Raw genomic sequence first — 21580 nt, forward strand, 5'->3', positions numbered from 1 at the left:
ATCAATGTTGAATGTCAGTTCGCTATCGCGAGCAAGCTCCCCCACAGGTTTTGTGTACAGCTTTTAGACAGTCTTCCAGGTGATTTCTTCTTCACCATCAGCGCTAATGCGCATCCAGCGATCCGCTGTCTCCTTACCTTCCTCCTCAACCCACGTAGCGTAATTTTCTCACCCTTACGTTGATGCTGGATGTTCAACCACCTGTCATATCTGACAGTAGACTGCTTTTTTTCACCAGCCTAACCTCGGCGAACATCATCTCTGAGCTCGCATTGGCGGGCGCAGGAACAGTCGGGAGTGATCGACATGTGGAGAATCATTGGCTTTTTGCTGGTGTTGACTGTGGCCGGGTGCAATTCACAAGCCATCCCATCCGACCATGAACTGCCAACTTCCGGCCAGGCAAAGTCTTCGGTCATGGCAATACCGGTGCAGGGCGGTAGCGAGGTAGCCACTACCCAGCAAGCCACAGTGTTCAAGGTGGTCGAAGCACCTGCCGGTGAGTTGAATGCCGACACCCTGGGCGCCAATGCCACCGTGCAGGTGCGTTACCCGACCCTGGCGACCCGCGATACCGTCGGTGTGCGACTGACAGGCGTGGCGTTGCGTGATGCGCCGATTCAGACCGTATCTACGGTCGGCGTACTCACGTTCAGCTTGTCCAAGGCGTGGATTACCGAGAACCTCAATCGCACGGTGACCTTGACTTACACCTATAAGGTGGGCGGAGCCGGCAATCTGATCACCTCGTCACCCTTGAGCATCCGTGTGATAGGCGTTCAGGGCCAAACGGTGTTCAAGGTCGTCGAAGCACCAGCCGGCGAGTTGAACGCCAACACCTTGGGCGATAACGCAACAGTGCAGGTGCGTTACCCGACGCTGGCGGCCCGCGATACCGTCGGTGTGCGACTGACAGGCGTGGCGTTGCGTGATGCACCGATTCAGACCGTCTCTACGGTCGGCGTACTGACGTTCAACTTGTCCAAGGCGTGGATTACCGAGAACCTCAATCGCACGGTAACCTTGACCTATACCTACAAGGTAGGGGGTGCAGGCAGCTTAATTACCTCCTCACCCTTAAGCATCCGCGTAGTGGGTGCAGCTCAGGGCCAAGCGGTGTTCAAGGTCGTGGAAGCGCCGGCCGGTCAGTTGAATGCCGACACCCTGGGCGCTAACGCCACCGTGCAGGTGAATTACCCGACACTGGCGACCCGCGATACCGTCGGCGTGCGCCTGGCCGGCGTGACACTGCGGGATGCGCCAATCCAGACGGTATCCACGGTCGGCGTCTTAAGCTTCAGCTTGCCTAAAGCATGGATCACCGAGAACCTCAACCGCAGTGTCAACCTCACCTACACCTACAAGGTGAGCGGCGCGGGCAGTCTGATTACGTCGTCGCCGTTGGAAATCAGGATCGTTGGTTCAACAGCTCCGACCGATGGACAGCGTGTGGCGAATGAGCTTAATGCGCAGTATTCCAACACCAGCAATACCTGTCCGGGTAATAAAGCTGCATATGAATGCAATGGCGTGCTGATCCGCACAGTGGATGATTCGACGGCGTTTCGTGCCTGGAATCCAAGCCCCGGGGCGGTCACGCTGGGTGGGGTCTCGTTCAGCTACATGAAAATCGGCATTGGTATGAATCAGCTGCAGGGCAGTCGTACCCAAGGCTTTGTACTTGAGCCGGGTCAATACTTTACGGCCAACGGAGGCTATCCCCTTCAGGTGTTGTGTTCATATCCTTATGATGGAGGCACTTTGAATCGCAGTGCTGCCGGCTGCGGTGCGGCGTCCAACTTTCCAAGCAACAGTGGCCCGTGTGCTGCGCAGGGGATCAATACACTGACGGCCTGGCGTGCACACTTTCAGCAGTATCCGGCAAACAGTACTAACCGCTATCACCATCAATGCAGTTTCGGTCCGGATCAGGCGTCATTCGCACTCAGCCTGACCTCGCGAGAAAATCCTGCGGCAGAGCTTGCCGCTTGGCGACAGAATGAGGTGATGATCAAAACCTGGCCCCAGAACACCTCGAACCTTCCGATCAAGGCTTTCATCTACTTCAATACCGCGAGCCGAGCGGTGGGCGTCGAAGGGGCGAAGAACATCCAGAGGGACTTCCTCAAAATGACAGGCAGGCGAATTCCTGTGATTCGGGTCACGCCGAATATCACGACGGGCAATGTCTTCAGCTACTTTGGCGCAGACCAAGGAATTTAAAAGGGATTGGTACCCGATGCCATGTTCGTTCATCAACGAGCATGGCGTTTGAGGTGTTCAGGCAGTTTTCCAGGTGATTTCTTCTTCACCATCCGCGCTGATGCGCATCCAGCGATCCGCGGTCTCTTCACCTTCTTCCTCGACCCAGCTACCCGGTGCGCAACGCACTTCGACGTTCAGCGCGGCAAACGCTGCGCGGGCGCAGGCGATGTCGTCTTCCCACGGGGTCTGGTCGCTGTCCAGGAACAGGCTGTTCCATTTGCCCACGGCTTTCGGCAGCCAGGTGACCGACACGTTGCCGGCCTTGCACTTGTAGGTCTGGCCTTTCTGGACCCAGTCGGTGCATGGGCCCAAAGCAGTGCCGAGCCAGGCCGCGACGGCCTTGTAGTCGACGTCGGCGTCTTTCAGGTAAATCTCGATATCGGGTTGGCGCATGGATGTCCTCACTGCGGGTCTGAAAAATCCATTCGCGGATTTAGCCGGTCTACGGCAAATGCCGAAGACCAAAAAATTAAAAATTATTGAAGTACGAAGTAATCGTAGCGCATTGAAACAGTGACCTCGAACGGCTCGACCTGTTCGATGACCGCCGCCCGGCGTTCAGCACTGGCGCGCCAGCCGTGGGGCGTCATGGCCAACAGGTTCGCCCGGTCCTGACCACTTGCAAGCAGCAGTTTGAACTCCAGGGTTTCGCTGTGCTGCAGCGCCATGCCTTCCGGCACCAAAGCCAGATGCTTGTCGTCGGTGTATTCACGCACTTCGTCGTAAAGCCGCTCACGCAATTCCATCAGATGGCCGCTGGTCGGCCCGACTTTCATCAAGCCACCACCGGGGCTGAGCAGGCGTTTGGCTTCGTCCCAGTCCAGCGGGCTGAAGACGCTGGCGAGAAACTGACAGCTGCCGGAGGCCAACGGCACCCGCGCCATGCTGGCGATCAACCAGGTCAGCTGCGGGTTACGTTTGCAGGCGCGTTTGACGGCTTCCCGGGAGATATCCAGCGCGTAACCGTCGGCGCTCGGCAAAGCCTCGGCGATTTGCGCGGTGTAGTAACCCTCGCCACAACCGATGTCCAGCCAGCGCTGCGGTGCGTACTGAGCTGCCAGTTCGGCCAGACGCTTGGCCACCGGCGCGTAATGGCCTGCGTTCAAAAAATCGCGTCGGGCTTCGACCATCGCCAGGTTATCCCCAGGGTCGCGGCTGTTCTTGTGCTGCACCGGCAACAGGTTCAGGTAACCCTGACGCGCACGGTCGAAACGATGCCCGGCGGGGCAGGCCACGCCGTTGTCCACCGCGTTCAGCGGTTCGCTGCAGATCGGGCAGGCCAGCATCAGGCGAGCAACTTGATCAGGGTCTGGTAGTAGATTTCGGTCAGCACATCGAGGTCGGCAGCCAGTACACGCTCGTTGACCTGGTGAATCGTCGCGTTGACCGGGCCCAGTTCAACCACCTGCGTACCCATGGTCGCAATGAAGCGCCCGTCGGAGGTGCCGCCGCTGGTGGAGGCTTTGGTTTCGCGACCGGTAATGTCCTTGATGCTCGACGCGACAGCATCCAGCAACGCGCCCGGTTCGGTGAGGAACGGCAGGCCGGACAGCGCCCAGTCGATGTGCCAGTCCAGGCCATGTTTGTCGAGAATATCGGCGACGCGCTTTTGCAGGCCTTCCACGGTGGATTCGGTAGAGAAGCGGAAGTTGAACACCGCCACCAGGTCACCCGGAATCACGTTGGTCGCGCCAGTGCCGGAGTTCACATTGGAAATCTGGAAGCTGGTCGGCGGGAAGAAATCGTTGCCGTGGTCCCAGTGCTCGGCGGCCAGTTCGGCCAGTGCCGGGGCGGCGAGATGGATCGGGTTCTTCGCCAGGTGCGGATAGGCCACGTGACCTTGCACGCCGCGCACGGTCATCTTGGCACCGAGGGAACCGCGACGGCCGTTCTTGACTACGTCACCCACCAGGGTGGTGCTCGACGGTTCGCCGACGATGCACCAGTCCAGACGCTCCTTACGGGCGGCAAGGCGTTCGATCACCGCTTTGGTGCCGTGGTGCGCCGGGCCTTCTTCGTCGCTGGTGATCAGGAAAGCGACCTTGCCCTTGTGATCCGGGTAGTCGGTGACAAAACGCTCGGCCGCCACAGTCATGGAGGCGAGGCTGCCTTTCATGTCCGCCGCGCCACGGCCGCAGAGCATGCCGTGTTCGTCGATAACTGCGTTGAACGGGTCGATCTGCCAGGCAGTCACCGGGCCGGTCGGCACCACGTCGGTGTGGCCGGCGAAGCACAGCACCGGACCGTCGTGTTTGCCGTGGGTCGCCCAGAAGTTATCCACATCTTCGATGCGCATTGGCTCAAGCGCAAAACCGGCATCGCCCAAGCGCTGCATCATCTGCTTCTGGCAATCGGCGTCGACCGGCGTCACGGACGGACGGCGGATCAGGTCGATGGCGAGTTGAAGGGTCGGCGAAAGGTCGGCGTGGGCCGTCATGGGGAACTCCGAAAGCTGGGGGGCAAGGCGCGCAAAATGGCGGTTATCTTAAAGCAAAACGGCGGCCATTGGCCGCCGTTTAGTGCATCTGGAACGATTTAGACCGCCGGTGCCGGTTCGGCCTCGACCGAAGGTTTCGGCAGCGAAGACAAGAACGCCATGATCAGCGCCGCCAGGTACGGCAGCGATTGTACGAGCAACATCGTCACCCAGAAGCGCATGTCGTTGCTTGGCAGGCCGTTCACCAGGAAAATCCCCAGTGCCGCGCTCCACAACAGCAGCATGATGAACATTTCTTCGCGAGCTTCCGAAATCGCCACCCAGAAGCCGTGGTTATCGGCGTTTTTCGGGGTGCGGAAAAACGGAATGCTGCTGGTGAAGAAGCCGTACAGCACCGCTTTGGCGATGGTGTGCGACAACGCCAGACCGGCCAGTGCCGCGCAGAATGCGTCTTTGAGGTTGACCCCGACCGCACGGCGGTACAGGAAGATGATCTTGCCAACCTTGAACACGAACAGCGCCAATGGCGGGATCGCGAAAATCAACAACGGTGGATCGACCCGCTGCGGCACGATGATCATCGCTGCCGACCACAACAGGGCGCCCACGGTGAAGAAGATGTTCATGCCATCCGCCACCCACGGCAACCAGCCCGCGAGGAAGTGGTAACGCTGGCCACGGGTCAGCTCGGTGTCCTTGCCGCGCAACAGACTGGCGGTGTGACGCTTGATGATCTGAATCGCTCCATAAGCCCAGCGGAAACGCTGCTTCTTGAAGTCGATAAAGGTATCGGGCATCAGGCCTTTGCCGTAGCTGGTGTGGTAATACGCCGCTGACAAGCCTTTTTCGAAAACACGCAGACCCAACTCGGCGTCTTCACAGATGCACCAGTCAGCCCAGCCCAGTTCCTCGAGCACCGAGCGCCGGGTCATGGTCATGGTGCCGTGCTGGATAATCGCGTCACGGTCGTTACGGGTGACCATGCCGATGTGGAAGAAACCTTTGTATTCCGCGTAGCAGAGCTTCTTGAAGGTGCTTTCGTTCTGGTCGCGGTAATCCTGCGGCGACTGCACCACGGCGATTTTTGGATCGGCGAAGTGCGGCACCATGTGCTTGAGCCAGTTCGGGTCGACGCAGTAGTCCGAGTCGATCACCGCAATCACTTCGGCATCCTTGGCGGTGTGCGGAATCAGGTAATTCAACGCGCCGCCCTTGAAACCGGCCAACGGTGCAACGTGGAAGAACTTGAAGCGCGGGCCGAGGGTTTCGCAATAATCGCGCACCGGTTCCCAGACCGCCGGGTCCTTGGTGTTGTTGTCGATGATCAGGACTTCGAAGTCCGGATAGTCGAGGTTGGCCAGGGCGTTGAGGGTCTGTTTGACCATCTCCGGCGGCTCGTTGTAGCAAGGTACGTGAATCGAGACTTTCGGTCGGTAGTCCGAATCACCCACCACCGGCAGGAATTCACGCCGGCGTTTGTGGGTCCAGACCGCTTCGGCCAGTTCATGGGCCTCGGTCAGCAGCACGATAAACACCCCGAGTGCGCCGAGGGCAAGCAAGAAGCCCACCGTCAGGCTGAACCAAGTGCTGTATTGCTGGCTGTAGTCGTAACCGATCCACACCAGCACCGAACCACAGAGGAACGCGATGAAGGTCAGGAAGGTGCGGCCACGTTGACGTAATGCCGAGCCGTCGATCATCAGCAGGGTCAGGGACAGCAGAGCCAACACCACCGAACCGATGGCCAGCACGCGCCATTGCGGGATCGCGACGACCGGGCCTTCAAAGTTGAATTTCTGCTGGCGCGCGGCGTTGAAAACACCCCAGTAAGCGCCCACGGAACCTTCGTCACTGGCCTTCCACGGTTGGTCAAAGGCTTCGATCACGAAGTAATTGAAGCCCTGGCGATTGAGCTTGTTGACCAAGGTCCGCAGATAAATCGCCTGGTCTGCCGGCGACGCGTCGGCGCCACCGCGCATACGGCCGTTGCTCGGCCAGCCGACTTCCGACAGCAGCAGCGGTTTTTTCGGGAACATCTTTTTCAGATCACGGGCGCGGTCGAGTACGAACTGCCCGGACTGCTCCATCGGAACATGTTCCCAGTACGGCAGGACGTGGGCGGCGATCAAGTCGACGTGCTTGGCCAGGCTCGGGTTTTCTTCCCAGACGTGCCATTGCTCGGAGGTCGTCACCGGTACTTTCACTGCCGCGCGGACGCGATCAAGGATCACGCTCAGTTCGGCGGCGGTAATTTCCTTACGGAAGATCGCCTCGTTACCGACCACAACGCGAACCACGCTGCGGGAGGTATTGGCCAGGTCAATGGCGCGCAGGATTTCACGCTCGTTGCGCGCAAGATCCGGGCTGATCCAGATACCCAACGTCACGCGCAAACCGAATTCTTCGGCGAGCTTGGGGATATCACCCAGGCTGCCATCGACCGAGTAAGTACGGATGTTGTCCGTCAGCTTGCTCATGATCTCCAGATCGCGACGCATTTCATCGTCGGTCGGGTATTGCTCTTTTTGCGGGTACTGCCCTTGCTGGAATGGCGAGTACGAAAAGCCGGAGATCTGTTCAGGCCAGTTGGGGGCGGTGACCGGGCGATTGATCAGCGCCCAGAAGCCGGTAAACAAGGCTGCGATGGCGAGCACCACGACCAGGTTGAGTCCAAATTTACGCGATGACATAGCTATTTCAGGTTCCGGAGGCTGTGGAACGAAGGAACGGTCTGCGGCTGGCTGCTAAAGGGGCAGAGGGCGCGCATCCTACACCGGGCGTTCACTGACCGTACAGCGGACAGGGAAATGCCGGACGTTGGGCAATCCAACTCGGTTTAAGTTCTTTCGTTGGACCTTGTAGGTTAAATCTTGGTTCTGTGTAGGCTGATTAAAGAGGTAAAGACGCCCGTTCATAGCCCAAAGATGCTCTTGGCCGCCGACGGCCCTATAATGCGCGCCGGTTTTTGGGGTAATGGTCATGAGTACAGAAGATCCGCGGTTTGCAGGCATCGCCCGTTTGTATGGCATCGACGGCCTGGAGCGATTGCGCGCGGCCCACGTGGCGATCGTCGGCGTTGGTGGCGTCGGTTCCTGGGCGGCGGAAGCCGTCGCCCGTTGTGGCGTGGGCGAGATTTCGCTGTTCGACCTGGACGACGTCTGCGTCAGCAACGCCAACCGTCAGTTACACGCGCTGGACAGCACCGTCGGCAAACCCAAGGTTGACGTGATGGCCGAGCGCCTGCGCGGGATCAACCCGGACTGCACCGTGCACGCGGTGGCGGATTTCGTCACCCGCGAGACCATGGCCGAATACATCACGCCGAACATCGACTGCGTCATTGATTGCATCGACAGCGTGAATGCCAAGGCGGCGCTGATTGCCTGGTGCAAGCGCCGCAAGATTCAGATCATCACCACCGGCGGTGCGGGCGGGCAGATTGATCCGACGCTGATTCAGGTTTGCGATTTGAATCGGACCTTCAATGATCCGTTGGCCTCGAAAGTGCGCTCGACCTTGCGCCGGGATTACAACTTCTCACGTACCGTGACCCGCCATTACAGCGTGCCGTGCGTATTTTCCACCGAACAACTGCGCTACCCGAAACCGGATGGCAGCATTTGCTTGCAGAAGAGTTTTGTCGGGGATGGCGTGAAGCTCGACTGCGCCGGAGGGTTTGGTGCGGTGATGATGGTGACGGCGACGTTTGGCATGGTCGCGGCGACCAAGGCTGTGGATAAGATTGTGGCGGGTGTAAGACGCCCCGCGGATCGGGTTAAACCTGCTTGAACCGTGATCGTTCCCACGCAGACCAGAGCGTGGGAACGATCAGTCAGGCGGCGATTTCTCGCATTCGCTGTAGCACTGCATTAAGGCCATTACTACGCGACGGAGATAACTGTCTGCTCAGTCCAAGCTGATTAAACCAATCCGGCAAATTCACCTGCTGCAACTCAACCGCTGATAACCCGTTAACCCGCGCCAGCAGCAACGCCACCAGCCCGCGAATCAACCGCGCATCGCTGCTCGCGGCGAACTGCCAGTGACCATCCTTTAAGTTACCCACCAGCCATACCTGACTTTCACAGCCATGCACGCGGTTGGCATCGACCTTTTCCACATCGCTCAACGCCGGCAGACGGTCGCCCCATTGCATCAACAGACGCGCCCGTTGTTCCCAACCGGCAGCATTCTGAAAAACCTCCAGCGCCGCAACCGCATCGGCAGGCAAGTTCATCGCAACAGCTCCAGCGCCTGATCCAGCGCTTCAAAGAACCGCTCCAGGTCTTCGGAATCGTTGTACAGCGCCAACGACACCCGAATCGCCCCGGCCAGCTCAAAACGCTTGAGCAACGGCATGGCGCAGTGATGACCGGCGCGCACCGCGATCCCCTGTTCCGTCAGCAAATGCGCCAAATCAGAGTTATGCACACCCTCGACGACAAAACTGGCCAATGCCAATTGCGGTTTGCCCAACAACCGAATGCCGTCGCGCGCTTCAAGGCCTTTAAGCAAATAGTCATGCAGCGCTGCTTCGTGGGCGCAAACCGCGTCCTGATCAAGCCCGGCCAGATAATCCAGTGTCGCCCCCAGCCCAATCACACCGGCAATTGGCGGCGTACCCGCCTCGAAACCCAGCGGCGCCGGGCGAAAGCGAGCGCTGTGGTAATCCGCGTCCAGCACCATTTCACCGCCGAATTGCCAATGGCGCAGTTGTTCAAGCGCTTCGTTGCGCCCGAACAGCACGCCCAGACCATCGGGGCCGTAGAGCTTGTGACTGGAAAACACATAGAAGTCGCAGCCCAGCGCCTGCACGTCGTGCCGACCGTGGACCACGCCTTGAGCGCCATCGACCACGGTCAGCGCGTTATGCGCCTTGGCCATCGTCAGGAGGGCGGGCAACGGCTGCCAGGCGCCGAGCACGTTGGACAGCTGACTGACCGCCAGCAAACGGGTTCGCGGACCGATCAGCTGCGCGGCGGCATCAAGGTCAATCAAACCGTCAGCGTCCAGTGGCAGGATCACCAGTTTCAGGTCGCGGCGGTGGGCCAGTTGCTGCCACGGCAGCAGGTTGGCGTGATGCTCCAGGGCGCTGATGACAACTTCATCGCCCGGATTGAAAAGATGCTCCAGGCCATAAGCCAGGAGGTTCAGCGCAGACGTTGCGCCGTGGGTAAAGATGATCTGCCCACAATCGCCGGCATTGAGCCAGTGGGCGACTTTGCTGCGGCTGGCCTCGAACGCCTGGGTGGCGTGGGCGCCGGGCAGGTGTTGCGCCCGATGCACGTTGGCCGCGCCGTTGGCGTAGTAATGCGCCAAGGCATCCAGCAGGGCTTGAGGTTTTTGCGTGGTGGCGGCGTTGTCCAGATAGGTCTGGTCTTGCCGTTGCAATGCGGCGATGGCCGGAAAATCGGCGCGCCAGGGAGAGGGAATCATCATGTTGTTCGGCCCTGGTGGGGTTGCGCCGAACCTGTGGGAGCGAGCCTGCTCGCGAAGCTTTTGGCGACTTCACGGACGCCTTCGCGAGCAGGCTCACTCCCACAGGTGATCATGCGACGCTTAGTTGTGAGCGTGCAGCGCTTCGTTCAGTTCGATCGCCGATTTGTGGGTTTTGCATTCCACGGCACCGGTCTCCGAATTACGACGGAACAGCAAGTCAGGTTGACCGGCCAGTTCACGCGCCTTCACGACTTTGACCAGTTTGTTGTTTTCGTCCAGCAGCGCCACTTTGGTACCAGCGGTCACGTACAGGCCCGACTCAACGGTGTTGCGATCGCCCAACGGGATGCCGATACCGGCGTTCGCGCCGATCAGGCAGCCTTCGCCGACCTTGATCACGATGTTGCCGCCGCCCGACAGGGTGCCCATGGTCGAGCAACCGCCGCCCAGGTCCGAACCCTTGCCGACGAATACGCCAGCGGAAACGCGGCCTTCGATCATGCCCGGGCCTTCGGTGCCAGCGTTGAAGTTGACGAAACCTTCGTGCATCACGGTGGTGCCTTCGCCGACGTAAGCGCCCAGACGAATACGTGCCGCGTCAGCGATACGCACGCCGGCCGGAACCACGTAGTCGGTCATTTTCGGGAACTTGTCCACCGAGAACACTTCCAGCAGCTCACCGCGCAGACGGGCTTCCAGTTGATGCTCGGCCAGTTCGGCCAGGTCGATTGCGCCCTGGCTGGTCCATGCCACGTTCGGCAGCAGCGGGAACACACCCGCCAGGTTCAGGCCGTGTGGCTTGACCAGACGATGGGACAGCAGGTGCAGCTTGAGGTAAGCCTCAGGCGTAGACGTCAGCTGAGCGTCCTCGGCCAGAATGGTCGCGACCAGCGGCTTGTGGCTCTCGGCCAGACGGGTCAGCAAGGCAGCCTGGGCAGCGTCGACGCTTTTCAGTGCTTCGGCCAGTTGCGACGCTTGAGAGGTGCTGAACGCGATGGCCTGATTGCCTTCGGTGTAGCCCAGAACAGGCGCGATGGCAGCGACCAGTTCGGCCGACGGGTTGAGCAGTGGCTGCGCGTAAAACACTTCCAGCCATGCGCCTTGACGGTTTTGAGTACCGACACCAAAGGCCAGGCTGAACAGGGTAGTGGACATGTTGATACCTCTAACAAAATGGAACGGGCTGCCTTACTTGAGCGCTGCCGCGTAGATATCTGGCTTGAAGCCAATCAGGGTTCGGTCACCGAGATCAAGCACCGGGCGCTTGATCATCGAGGGTTGTGCGAGCATCAGTTCGATGGCTTTCGGCTGGTCGAGATCGGCTTTGCGTTCGTCGTCGAGCTTGCGAAAGGTCGTACCTGCACGGTTCAACACCACTTGCCAGCCGTGCTCATCGCACCATTGGGTCAGGTGTTCACGGTCGATTCCGGCCGCTTTGTAATCATGGAAGTTATAGCTGACAGCGTGTTCATCGAGCCAGGTGCGCGCCTTTTTCATGGTGTCGCAGGCTTTGATGCCGAAAAGGTGCAACGTTTTGCTTGAAACGGTCAAGGAATTGCCCCCTTTGCAGGTGCTGGAAATTAAAGGTGACGGATTATGCCATGACCGGACGGTTTCGCGTCGGTCGTGCTCGGGTTTGTCTTTTTATCCGGGCAATCGCTGGTTGCGTGCGACATTGGTGTGTCGGTCAGCCAACAGTCTAAGCGACTAGTATGGCGCTTCGATGATGTCGAGTGCCCTCAAGGCGCGGATCATGTCCGAGTATCAGCATCAGCTGGGAGTGTTTAATGATTCGGTGCAAGTCGGGACGCTGACGTTTCAGATGGATTTGCTTGAGTGATGCATGTGACTGGAGGCGCTACGGGCGCAGCACCTGGAACTCTATAGCCTCAGTCGTCATCACCCAGAGGGTGATGACGTATGGCGGGAAGTGTTGGTTGAACTGGCGTTGAGTCAGGTCAATTCAAGGCAGGTCAGTGAGCGTTTTACCTCCCTCTGCAGCCAAGACGCAAATTACCGAGGGTATGCGTTTTGGGCTGCCTCGATATCTTTTGCACTCAGCGTCCAGTTTTCGTCCTGTTTCCAGTCACCGATGGTGTATTCGTTGGTGACTTCATAATGCATCACTGAATGGCGATCGTAGCTGCCGTAGGTATGACCTGGTACACGTGATAGCGGCAGAACATTGGAGTCAACTACCTCGCGGTTCCAGCCAAATTTCTGTTGATACAGTGCATAAGTTTTTGGCCTGTCCCATGGAATGTCGGCATCGGGATGTTGATGTTCATGCGCAAATCCCAGTGCATGGCCGAACTCATGCAGCACTACGTATCCAAATCTGGCGTTCGTCGGGTCGATATGTAAAGTCATTGTTGAACGATCAGCGGGTGCTGTTAAAGCATCCGTCCCGAGTGCTGATGTGCCTCCACCATCGCCGCTGTAATTGATGTAGATGCGAATATCACCTTCTTCTCCCGAGACGAAATCGAACTTCAGGTTGATGTGCGGTAACCATTTGCTTGCAGCTTTTTTTACCAGTTCGATAGTTTCCTGGTCTCCGTCATATATGGCTATTTTCAATGTGCGGCCCGGCTTCCAGTATTTTGTATGACTGGCAACGCTCCTCTTGGGGCGTGTGGAGCTGTTGGGTACGACGTTGTCTGGTCGCTCATTGATGGCTGCTTCATAGGAGGCGATTGGGTTAATACTATTTGTGACAGTGCAAGGTTTGTTATTCATGCTTATAACGTCCATGTTTTATCGGTTGCGGTAAATGGCAGTTGTCCTGCCGGCTTATTTGTGTGTATTCGATTAGAATATTTTTATAATTGATTGAGCGATTGGTTTTAGTTGGAGTGGGATGGGGCGAGTATTAATGTTTAGTGCGCAGCTTGGAAGGGTTTTGTTGTTGGGGTTGTTGCTTTATGTTGGCGCCGGGTTAGCCCGCACTACATTGCATAGTGCGGGCTTAATTATCGTTTACTTGTGGCGAGTGATAAATGCGCGAATCCGCTCTGCCGCTTCCACGCACTCTGCCAGCGGTGCAACCAATGCCATGCGCACCCGTCCGGCACCCGGATTGAGCCCATCGACTTCACGGGACAGATAAGACCCCGGCACCACGGTCACATGTTCTTCGACAAACAGATCACGGCAGAACGCGGCATCATCGCCTTCAACGTTCGGCCACAGGTAGAAACCGCCGTCCGGACGCTGCACATCCATCACCGGGCTGAGGATTTCCAGCACCGCATCGTACTTCTCGCGGTACAGCGCACGGTTGGCGCGCACGTGCACTTCGTCATTCCATGCGGCAACACTGGCCAATTGGGTCTGCACCGGCATCGCGCAGCCGTGGTAGGTGCGATACAGCAGGAAGCCTTTGAGAATCTCGGCATCACCTGCCACAAAACCCGAGCGCAGGCCCGGCAGGTTGGAGCGCTTGGACAGGCTGTGGAACACCACGCAACGCTTGAAGTCCTTGCGGCCCAGTTCCACGCAGGCGCTGAGCAAGCCGGGCGGAGGGGTTTGTTCGTCGAAGTACAGTTCGCTGTAGCACTCGTCGGCGGCAATCACGAAGTCGTATTCGTCGGCCAGGGCGATCAGTTTTTTCAGCGTGCCGACCGGGATCAGCGCGCCGGTCGGGTTGCCCGGCGAGCACAGGAACAGAATCTGGCAGCGTTTCCAGATGTCTGGGGAAACGGCGTCGAAATCCGGGTTGAAGCCGTTTTCGTCCAGGCATGGCAGGTAATGCGGCTTGGCCCCGGCAAGGAACGCTGCACCTTCGTAGATCTGATAGAACGGGTTCGGGCTGACCACCAGGGCGTCGTCGCCACGGTTGACTACGGTCTGGGTGAAGGCAAACAGTGCTTCACGAGTGCCGTTGACCGGCAGCACATTGCGCGCCGGGTCGAGCCAGTCGTTCGGAACGCTGAAACGACGTTCGCACCACGCAGCGATGGCTTCACGCAGGGCCGGAATGCCGAGGGTGGTCGGGTACACGGCCATCTTATCCAGATTGCTTGCCAGGGCTTCGGCGACAAAGCTTGGCGAACGGTGTTTCGGCTCGCCAATGGACAGCGCAATGGCACGCTTGTCCGGGTTTGGCGTGACGCTGCCGAGCAGGGCACGGAGCTTCTCGAACGGGTAGGGCTGCAACTGGTTCAGAGCGTTGTTCATCGGTACGGGGTCTCGTTCAAAGCGGCTGAATCCTGACGCGCAATCAGATGCTGATGCGCGACAGTTTAATATCGGGTTCGTTGCTGACGGTCAGCTGTTCGACGATTGCATCCTGCAAACGGCTGCACAGCAACGGGTCGGACAGCGGCTGATTGTTGGCATCGGTGATGAAGAACACGTCTTCCACGCGCTCGCCGAGGGTCGCAATCTTGGCGTTTTGCAGTGACAGATCAAATTCGAGGAAGATCGTGCCGATGCGTGCCAGCAGGCCCGGACGGTCCGGGGCGCTGAGCTCCAGCACGGTCACCGGACGCTGGGCGTCGTTGTGGATCGTCACTTGTGGCGCAAACGCGAAATGTTTGAGCTGGCGCGGCACCCGACGCTGAATGATGGTCGGGTAGTCGTCCGGGTTGCGCAGGGCCTCGGTCAGGCCCTCGCGAATCTGTTTGACCCGTGCCGGGTTATCACCGATCGAGTCGCCGTCGGTGTCGAGCACGATGTAGGTGTCGAGGGTGAACTGGCTGCTGGAGGTGATGACCCGGGCGTCGTGAATGTTCAGGTTGAGCTGGTCCATTGCAGCCACGGTCACGGCGAAGAAGTCGTGCTGATCCGGCGCATAGATGAAGATCTGCGTGCCGCCTTCGAACTCGCGCTGGGTGGTTTCCTTGATCAGCACCAGCGGCCCGCCGTCGGCCGGCTGCTGGAGGATCGCGTCACTGTGCCAGGCCACGTCGCCAGCGGTGTGGCGCAGGAAGTAGTCATCGCCCAATTGCGACCACAGCTGCTCGACGTCATCTGGATCGGTGCCGCCGCGCACCAGAATGTCCAGTGCTGCGCTCTGGGTCTGGCGAATCTGCTCTTCACGGTCCACCGGGTTTTCCAGGCCGCGACGCAAGGCACGCTTGGTCTCGGTGTAGAGCTGGCGCAACAGGCTGGCGCGCCAGGAATTCCACAGCGTCGGGTTGGTGGCGTTGATGTCGGCGACGGTCAGCACGTACAGATAATCGAGGTGGGTTTCGTCGCCGACGATCTGCGCGAAATCGTGGATGACCTGCGGGTCGGACAAGTCCTTACGCTGGGCGGTGGTCGACATCACCAAATGGTTCTGCACCAGCCAGACGATCAGGCGGCTGTCCCACACCGGCAACTGGTGGCGCTGGCAAAAGGCTTCGGCATCCACTGCACCGATTTCCGAGTGGTCGCCATGCCGGCCCTTGCCGATGTCGTGGTACAGGCCGGCCAGGTAGATCAGCTCAGGTTTGGGCAGTTTGCCCATGAGCTTGCTGGCCAGCGGGAATTTTTCCGACACCTGGGTGTACTGCAACTTACGCAGATGTTTAATCAGGTTCAGGGTGTGAGCGTCGACCGTATAGATGTGAAACAGGTCGTGCTGCATCTGCCCGACGATGAAGCCGAATTCCGGCAAGTAGCGCCCGAGAATTCCGTAACGGTTCATCCGTCGCAGGTTGCGGTGGATGCCGATCTTGCACTTGAACAGCTCGATAAACAGGCTGGTATTGCGGATGTCGTTGCGGAAATCGTCGTCGATCAGGTGGCGGTGTTCTCGCAGCAGACGAATGGTATCGGCGCGCACGCCTTTGATTTCCGGCTGCTGGGCCATCAGTACGAAGATTTCCAGCATGGCGAACGGTGTACGGCGGAATACGTTGTCGTTGCGCGCCTCGATGTAGCCGTCGTGCAGCTGGAATCGCGAGTTGATCGGCTGCGGCGGCGCTTCGTCTTCCGGCGCGAGGATGACTTCCTCGAAGTGCTGGATGATCAGGTCGCTGAGCTGGGCAATGCTCATGACCACCCGGTAATACTGCTGCATGAAGTTTTCGATGGCTTGCTTGGCGTCATCGCCTTTGAAGCCCAGCAGCCCGGCGATGGTGCGCTGGTGATCAAACAGCAAGCGGTCTTCGGAACGGCCGGCGAGCATGTGCAGGGCGTAACGAACCTTCCACAGGAATTCCTGGGAGGAGGCCAGCAGTGCGTTTTCGCTCTCGACCAGGAAACCTTCGCCGGCCAGGGCCCGCAGGTTCAGGGTGCCGTACTCGCGACGGGCCACCCACAGAATCGTCTGAATATCCCGTAGGCCGCCGGGAGAGCCTTTGACGTTGGGTTCCAGGTTGTATTCGGTGTCGTTGTATTTGTGGTGACGGGCCTTCTGCTCGGCGCGTTTGGCCAGGAAGAAGTCCTTGCTCGGCCACATGTGCGCGGTGTTGGTGACCTCCAGCATGCGCTGGCGCAAACGCTCGGGGCCGCAGATGGTCCGGCTTTCCATCAGGTTGGTGACGACCGTCAGGTCGGCGCGGGCCTCCTGGACGCATTCGTCCACAGAGCGAACGCTCTGGCCCACTTCAAGGCCGATGTCCCACAACAGCGTCAGAAAACGCTCGATGGAATCTCGGAAAACTTCGTGATCGGCGCTGTCCAGCAGGATCAGCAAATCGATGTCGGAATAAGGGTGCAACTCACCGCGACCGTAGCCGCCGACCGCGACCAGCGCGATGTCGGCGTCTTCGCTCCAATTAAACTGCTCCCAAGCCTTTTGCAGGATGTTATCGACGAACCAGGCACGATCCTCGATCAACCGGCGAATGTCGCGGCCGCTGCGAAAGCGCTCGTCGAGCACCTCGCGGGCCTGGCGAATCGCCTTCTTGAAGGCCGCGATCGGGCTTGCCTTCAGGGCCAGTTCAGCCTGGAACTGGCCACGGTCGAAGAGTTCGGGATCCACCTGCGGCATCGATTGGCTTTCCTGTCTGTAAGGCTGAGGAGCTGCGCGCTCGGATCAGACCGAAACGCGCGCGATGGTGTCGTCGGCGCGCAGGGTGAAGATCTCGTAACCGGTTTCGGTTACCAGCAGGGTGTGTTCCCACTGTGCCGACAGCTTGCGGTCCTTGGTGATCGCGGTCCAGCCGTCGCCCAATACCTTGGTGTCGGCTTTGCCCTGGTTGATCATCGGCTCGATGGTGAACGTCATGCCGGCCTTCAGTTCCATGCCGGTGCCGGCGCGGCCGTAGTGCAGGATCTGCGGCTCTTCGTGGAATACCTTGCCGATGCCGTGACCGCAGAATTCGCGAACCACGGAAAAACCGTTCTTTTCAGCGTGCTTCTGAATCACTTCACCGATGTCGCCCAGGCGGCAGCCGGGTTTGACAATTTCGATGGCTTTGTACATGCATTCCTGAGTCACTTGCGACAGGCGCTCGGCCCAGACCGGCACGGTACCGACATGGAACATGCGGCTGGTGTCGCCGTGGTAGCCGTCCTTGATGACGGTGACGTCGATGTTCAGCGTATCGCCATCCTTCAAGGCCTTCTCGTTCGGAATGCCGTGGCAGACCACGTGGTTGATCGAGGTGCAGATCGACTTCGGGAAGCCCTTGTAGTTGAGCGGGGCAGGGATGGCTTTTTGCTCGTTGACGATGTAGTCGTGGCAGATGCGGTCCAGTTCTTCAGTGGTAATGCCCGGCTTGACATGTTCGGCAATCATTTCCAGCACATCGGCGGCCAGTTTGCCGGCGATGCGCATTTTTGCGATGTCCTCTGGGGTTTTGAGGGTGACGGTCATACAGGCTCTCTCTGCGCTCGATGGCGCCTTCTAAAACGGAATGGGCGTTGCGCGGTCGATCTTCGCGGCCCTGAAAAACGCGATTCTAACAGACGAGCAGCGCAAATCTGAGCCTCTGTGCATCGCTTCTCCTTATAGAATGGCGCATTCTTGGAGGATTCCAAGGGACGGAACCAAGGCAGGCGTCAGGATTTAACAATCCGGGTTCCGTTTTTTTCAGCCTTGTGATATAAAATGCGCCGCTTTCCGGGGATCCCCCGAAAGGCTTAAATCCACACACGTGTCGACACGATGACCTGGGTGCCTTCAGCTGATGCTGCTGGTTGGTCATTGGGATACGTGGAGGCCAAACCCGACTTATTAAGGAACTATCATGTCCCAAGTCAACATGCGCGATATGCTGAAGGCCGGTGTGCACTTCGGTCACCAGACCCGTTACTGGAACCCGAAAATGGGTAAGTACATTTTCGGCGCGCGTAACAAGATCCACATCATCAACCTTGAAAAAACCCTGCCAATGTTCAACGAAGCTCTGACTTTCGTAGAGCGTCTGGCCCAGGGCAAAAACAAGATTCTGTTCGTCGGCACCAAGCGTTCCGCTGGCAAGATCGTTGCTGAAGAAGCAGCACGTTGCGGTTCGCCGTACGTCGATCACCGCTGGTTGGGCGGCATGCTGACCAACTTCAAAACCATCCGTGCTTCCATCAAGCGTCTGCGTGACCTTGAAGTGCAAGCCGAAGACGGTACTTTCGCCAAGCTGACCAAGAAAGAAGCGCTGATGCGCACTCGCGATCTTGAGAAGCTCGATCGTTCCCTGGGTGGTATCAAGGATATGGGCGGTCTGCCAGACGCTCTGTTCGTTATCGACGTTGATCACGAGCGCATCGCGATCACCGAAGCCAACAAGCTGGGCATCCCGGTTATCGGCGTAGTCGATACCAACAGCAGCCCGGAAGGCGTTGACTACATCATCCCAGGCAACGATGACGCAATCCGCGCTATCCAGCTGTACATGGGTTCGATGGCTGACGCTGTAATCCGCGGTCGCAACCACGTTGCTGGTGGCACCGAGCAGTTCGTTGAAGAAGCTCCGGTAGCAGCAGCTGAGTAATTGACGCCTTGGCGTTGACTCAGTAAGCAAAAAGGGGGCTTGGCCCCCTTTTTGCCACCTCGAAAACCGTTTGTCGGCAGCGCAGTTACAGTCCTTGTAACCTGCAGCAGCCAGCAAGGGTGGTTCGGGAAGAATTGATCGCCCGTTCGATCGGGTGGAATGGTTGAAAACCTATCCAAGAGGAATTTTGAAATGGCAGAGATTACTGCAGCGTTGGTCAAAGAACTGCGCGAGCGTACTGGCGAAGGCATGATGGACTGCAAAAAGGCCTTGACCAAGGCCGGCGGCGACATCGAAAAAGCCATTGATGACATGCGTGCTTCCGGCGCTATCAAGGCTGCCAAGAAAGCAGGCAACGTGGCTGCTGAAGGCGCAATCGCTCTGAAGGAAGACGGTAAATCCGCCGTTCTGCTGGAAGTGAACTCGCAGACCGACTTCCTGGCTTTGCAGGATGACTTCAAGGCATTTGTCGCTTCCAGCGTTGAAAAAGCGTTCGCTGACAAACTGACTGACGTTGCTCCTCTGATCGCAGCTCAAGAAGCCGATCGCCTGGTTCTGGTCGGCAAGGTTGGCGAAAACGTCAACATCCGTCGCCTGGCTCGCGTTGAAGGTGACGTTGTTGGTGGTTACCTGCACGGCAACAAGATCGGTGTTGTGGTTGCCCTTAAAGGCGGCAGCGTTGAGCTGGCCAAGGACATCGCCATGCACGTAGCGGCGACCAACCCTGAATTCCTGCTGCCATCGGAAGTTTCCGCTGAAGCGGTCGAGCGTGAGAAGGGCGTGTTCCTGACCCTCAACGCTGACAAGATCGCCGGCAAGCCAGAAAACATTGTTGAAAACATGGTCAAAGGCCGTATCAGCAAATTCCTGGCTGAAGCGAGCCTGGTTGAGCAGGCGTTCGTCAAGAACCCTGAAATCAAGGTTGGCGAACTGGCCAAGAAAGCCGGTGCTGAAATTGTTTCCTTCACCTACTTCAAAGTAGGCGATGGCATCGAGAAGCCGGTCGACAACTTCGCTGAAGAAGTTGCTGCCCAGCTGGCTGCCGCCAAGCAATAAGACGGTTTTTTAACTGTCGCCCTGAAGAGGCTGCCCGCTCACGCGCGCAGCCTCTTTTCAGATGGGGCACCAATTTTTAATTGGTTTCCCCTTGGAACTGGCTTACAAAGCCATGTTCCGATGGCGCTGAAGCAGCGCCAAGTTAGAGTGAACGCCAGCTGTAAACAGCTCGCAAAGAATTTTTAAAATACGCCGCAGGAGAGATTCGCAATGGCTCAGCAGGGCAGTGGTTATCAGGCTCGCTATAAACGCATTCTACTCAAGCTTAGCGGCGAGGCCCTGATGGGCTCGGAAGAGTTCGGGATCGATCCGAAAGTTCTGGATCGCATGGCGCTGGAAGTCGGCCAACTGGTCGGCATCGGTGTTCAGGTCGGTCTGGTGATCGGCGGCGGCAACCTGTTCCGCGGTGCAGCGCTGAGCGCGGCCGGCATGGACCGGGTCACCGGCGACCACATGGGCATGCTGGCCACTGTGATGAACGCCCTGGCCATGCGCGATGCGCTGGAACGTGCCAATATCTCGGCCATCGTGATGTCGGCCATTTCCATGGTTGGCGTAACCGATCACTATGATCGCCGCAAAGCCATGCGCCACTTGAACGCCAAGGAAGTCGTGATTTTCGCGGCCGGTACCGGCAATCCGTTCTTCACCACGGATTCGGCAGCGTGCTTGCGTGCAATCGAAATCGATGCCGATGTCGTGCTCAAGGCGACCAAGGTCGATGGCGTCTACACCGCTGACCCATTCAAAGACCCGCATGCCGAGAAGTTCGATCATCTGACTTACGATGAAGTGCTGGATCGCAAGCTGGGCGTGATGGATCTGACCGCCATTTGCCTGTGCCGCGACCACAAGATGCCGTTGCGCGTATTTAACATGAACAAGCCCGGCGCCCTGCTGAACATCGTACATGGCGGCGCTGAAGGGACCCTGATCGAGGAAGGCCAACAATGATCAACGAAATCAAGAAAGACGCTAAAGAGCGTATGCAGAAATCCGTCGAGTCGCTGATGCACAACTTCGGCCGTATTCGTACTGGACAGGCGCACCCAAGCATTCTGGAAGGCGTGATGGTGCCGTATTACGGTTCTGACACCCCGATCAAACAGGTGGCGAACATCACTGTCAAAGACGCCCGTACCCTGCAAGTCGTTGCCTTTGAGCGCAACATGCTGGGTGCCGTCGACAAAGCCATTGGTAGCGCGGGCCTGAACCTCAACCCGACCAACCTGGGTGAATTGCTGCTGATCTCCATGCCGGCCCTGACCGAAGAAACCCGCAAGGGCTTCACCAAGCAGGCTCGCGATGTCGCTGAAGATGCTCGTGTTGCGGTGCGCAACATCCGTCGTGATGCGAACAGTCAGCTCAAGGATCTGGTCAAGGAAAAAGAAATCAGCGAAGACGAAGAGCGCCGCGCCACTGGCGAGATCGATGATTTGACCAAAAAGTTCGTGGCTGAAATCGACGCGAATCTGGCGCAGAAAGAAAAAGACCTGATGGCCGTATAAGGGTCACGTTT

General features: G+C 58.4%; 18 protein-coding genes and 1 pseudogene. 7 read left to right on the forward strand and 12 right to left on the reverse strand.

The annotated features are described in order from the left end of the window. Nucleotides 1–297: 297 nt before the first annotated feature. Nucleotides 298–2223: a hypothetical protein gene (locus QFX16_RS05900; RefSeq protein WP_283183194.1), complete on the forward strand. Its 1926-nt coding sequence runs from the start codon at nt 298–300 to the stop codon at nt 2221–2223. A gap of 57 nt (nt 2224–2280) precedes the next feature. Here QFX16_RS05900 and QFX16_RS05905 read toward each other — a convergent pair whose 3' ends face one another. From QFX16_RS05905 to QFX16_RS05920, 4 genes are all read right to left on the reverse strand, one after another. After that, a complete protein-coding gene (locus QFX16_RS05905; RefSeq protein ID WP_074879738.1) occupies nt 2281–2658 on the reverse strand; it encodes a hypothetical protein in 378 nt (125 codons plus the stop codon). An 83-nt stretch (nt 2659–2741) separates the two neighbouring features. Further along, on the reverse strand, nt 2742–3551 hold the full coding sequence (locus QFX16_RS05910) for a putative RNA methyltransferase (RefSeq protein WP_283183195.1): 810 nt from the start codon (nt 3549–3551) through the stop codon (nt 2742–2744). Continuing rightward, nucleotides 3551–4702 carry a succinyl-diaminopimelate desuccinylase gene (dapE, locus tag QFX16_RS05915; RefSeq protein WP_283183196.1) on the reverse strand — a complete coding sequence of 384 codons (1152 nt, stop codon included), beginning with the start codon at nt 4700–4702 and terminating at the stop codon, nt 3551–3553. Before dapE ends, QFX16_RS05910 begins: the two co-directional genes overlap by 1 nt. Nucleotides 4703–4800: 98 nt before the next feature. Beyond that, nucleotides 4801–7392 (reverse strand): glycosyltransferase, encoded by a 2592-nt coding sequence (locus QFX16_RS05920; RefSeq protein ID WP_283183197.1) that lies wholly within the window; start codon nt 7390–7392, stop codon nt 4801–4803. Nucleotides 7393–7681: 289 nt separating this feature from the next. On the opposite strand from QFX16_RS05920, the gene tcdA reads away from it, so the two are divergent. After that, nucleotides 7682–8491 (forward strand): tRNA cyclic N6-threonylcarbamoyladenosine(37) synthase TcdA, encoded by an 810-nt coding sequence (gene tcdA, locus QFX16_RS05925; protein WP_415771133.1) that lies wholly within the window; start codon nt 7682–7684, stop codon nt 8489–8491. A 43-nt stretch (nt 8492–8534) separates the two neighbouring features. Here the strand turns inward: tcdA and QFX16_RS05930 are convergent, their stop codons facing one another. The 4 genes from QFX16_RS05930 to QFX16_RS05945 form a co-directional block, all read right to left on the reverse strand. Beyond that, entirely contained in the window at nt 8535–8939 is a 405-nt protein-coding gene (locus QFX16_RS05930; protein WP_283183199.1) for a SufE family protein, read from the reverse strand. Next, the gene (locus QFX16_RS05935) at nt 8936–10141 is read right to left on the reverse strand and encodes an aminotransferase class V-fold PLP-dependent enzyme (protein WP_283183200.1); all 1206 of its coding nucleotides are present in this window, start codon (nt 10139–10141) and stop codon (nt 8936–8938) included. Before QFX16_RS05935 ends, QFX16_RS05930 begins: the two co-directional genes overlap by 4 nt. 120 nt (nt 10142–10261) lie before the next feature. Beyond that, the gene (dapD, locus tag QFX16_RS05940) at nt 10262–11296 is read right to left on the reverse strand and encodes a 2,3,4,5-tetrahydropyridine-2,6-dicarboxylate N-succinyltransferase (protein WP_283183201.1); all 1035 of its coding nucleotides are present in this window, start codon (nt 11294–11296) and stop codon (nt 10262–10264) included. Nucleotides 11297–11329: 33 nt separating this feature from the next. Continuing rightward, nucleotides 11330–11692, reverse strand: coding sequence for an ArsC family reductase (locus QFX16_RS05945; protein ID WP_149629936.1), 363 nt, complete (start codon nt 11690–11692; stop codon nt 11330–11332). Nucleotides 11693–11879: 187 nt separating this feature from the next. Here QFX16_RS05945 and QFX16_RS05950 point away from each other — a divergent pair. Further along, nucleotides 11880–12116: pseudogene (locus tag QFX16_RS05950) on the forward strand (Na+/H+ antiporter); the annotation flags it as partial. Between the two features lie 38 nt (nt 12117–12154). On the opposite strand, the gene QFX16_RS05955 reads toward QFX16_RS05950, so the two are convergent. From QFX16_RS05955 to map, 4 genes are all read right to left on the reverse strand, one after another. Beyond that, a complete protein-coding gene (locus tag QFX16_RS05955; protein ID WP_283183202.1) occupies nt 12155–12880 on the reverse strand; it encodes a M12 family metallopeptidase in 726 nt (241 codons plus the stop codon). A 240-nt stretch (nt 12881–13120) separates the two neighbouring features. After that, on the reverse strand, nt 13121–14320 hold the full coding sequence (gene dapC / locus QFX16_RS05960) for a succinyldiaminopimelate transaminase (RefSeq protein WP_283183203.1): 1200 nt from the start codon (nt 14318–14320) through the stop codon (nt 13121–13123). Nucleotides 14321–14363: 43 nt separating this feature from the next. Continuing rightward, nucleotides 14364–17066 (reverse strand): [protein-PII] uridylyltransferase, encoded by a 2703-nt coding sequence (locus QFX16_RS05965; protein WP_283183204.1) that lies wholly within the window; start codon nt 17064–17066, stop codon nt 14364–14366. Nucleotides 17067–17111: 45 nt separating this feature from the next. Further along, the gene (gene map / locus QFX16_RS05970) at nt 17112–17894 is read right to left on the reverse strand and encodes a type I methionyl aminopeptidase (RefSeq protein WP_283183205.1); all 783 of its coding nucleotides are present in this window, start codon (nt 17892–17894) and stop codon (nt 17112–17114) included. Between the two features lie 373 nt (nt 17895–18267). On the opposite strand from map, the gene rpsB reads away from it, so the two are divergent. The 4 genes from rpsB to frr all read left to right on the forward strand — a co-directional run bounded on the left by rpsB (nt 18268) and on the right by frr (nt 21569). Beyond that, a complete protein-coding gene (gene rpsB / locus QFX16_RS05975) occupies nt 18268–19005 on the forward strand; it encodes a 30S ribosomal protein S2 (RefSeq protein ID WP_003219330.1) in 738 nt (245 codons plus the stop codon). Nucleotides 19006–19197: 192 nt separating this feature from the next. Continuing rightward, nucleotides 19198–20061: a translation elongation factor Ts gene (gene tsf / locus QFX16_RS05980; protein WP_033056302.1), complete on the forward strand. Its 864-nt coding sequence runs from the start codon at nt 19198–19200 to the stop codon at nt 20059–20061. Between the two features lie 210 nt (nt 20062–20271). Continuing rightward, nucleotides 20272–21015, forward strand: coding sequence for a UMP kinase (pyrH, locus tag QFX16_RS05985; RefSeq protein ID WP_003172271.1), 744 nt, complete (start codon nt 20272–20274; stop codon nt 21013–21015). Further along, nucleotides 21012–21569, forward strand: coding sequence for a ribosome recycling factor (gene frr, locus QFX16_RS05990; RefSeq protein WP_033056300.1), 558 nt, complete (start codon nt 21012–21014; stop codon nt 21567–21569). Before pyrH ends, frr begins: the two co-directional genes overlap by 4 nt. Nucleotides 21570–21580 lie beyond the last annotated feature (11 nt).

It is taken from the genome of Pseudomonas svalbardensis, assembly GCF_030053115.1.
Classification (GTDB): Bacteria; Pseudomonadota; Gammaproteobacteria; order Pseudomonadales; family Pseudomonadaceae; genus Aquipseudomonas; species Aquipseudomonas svalbardensis.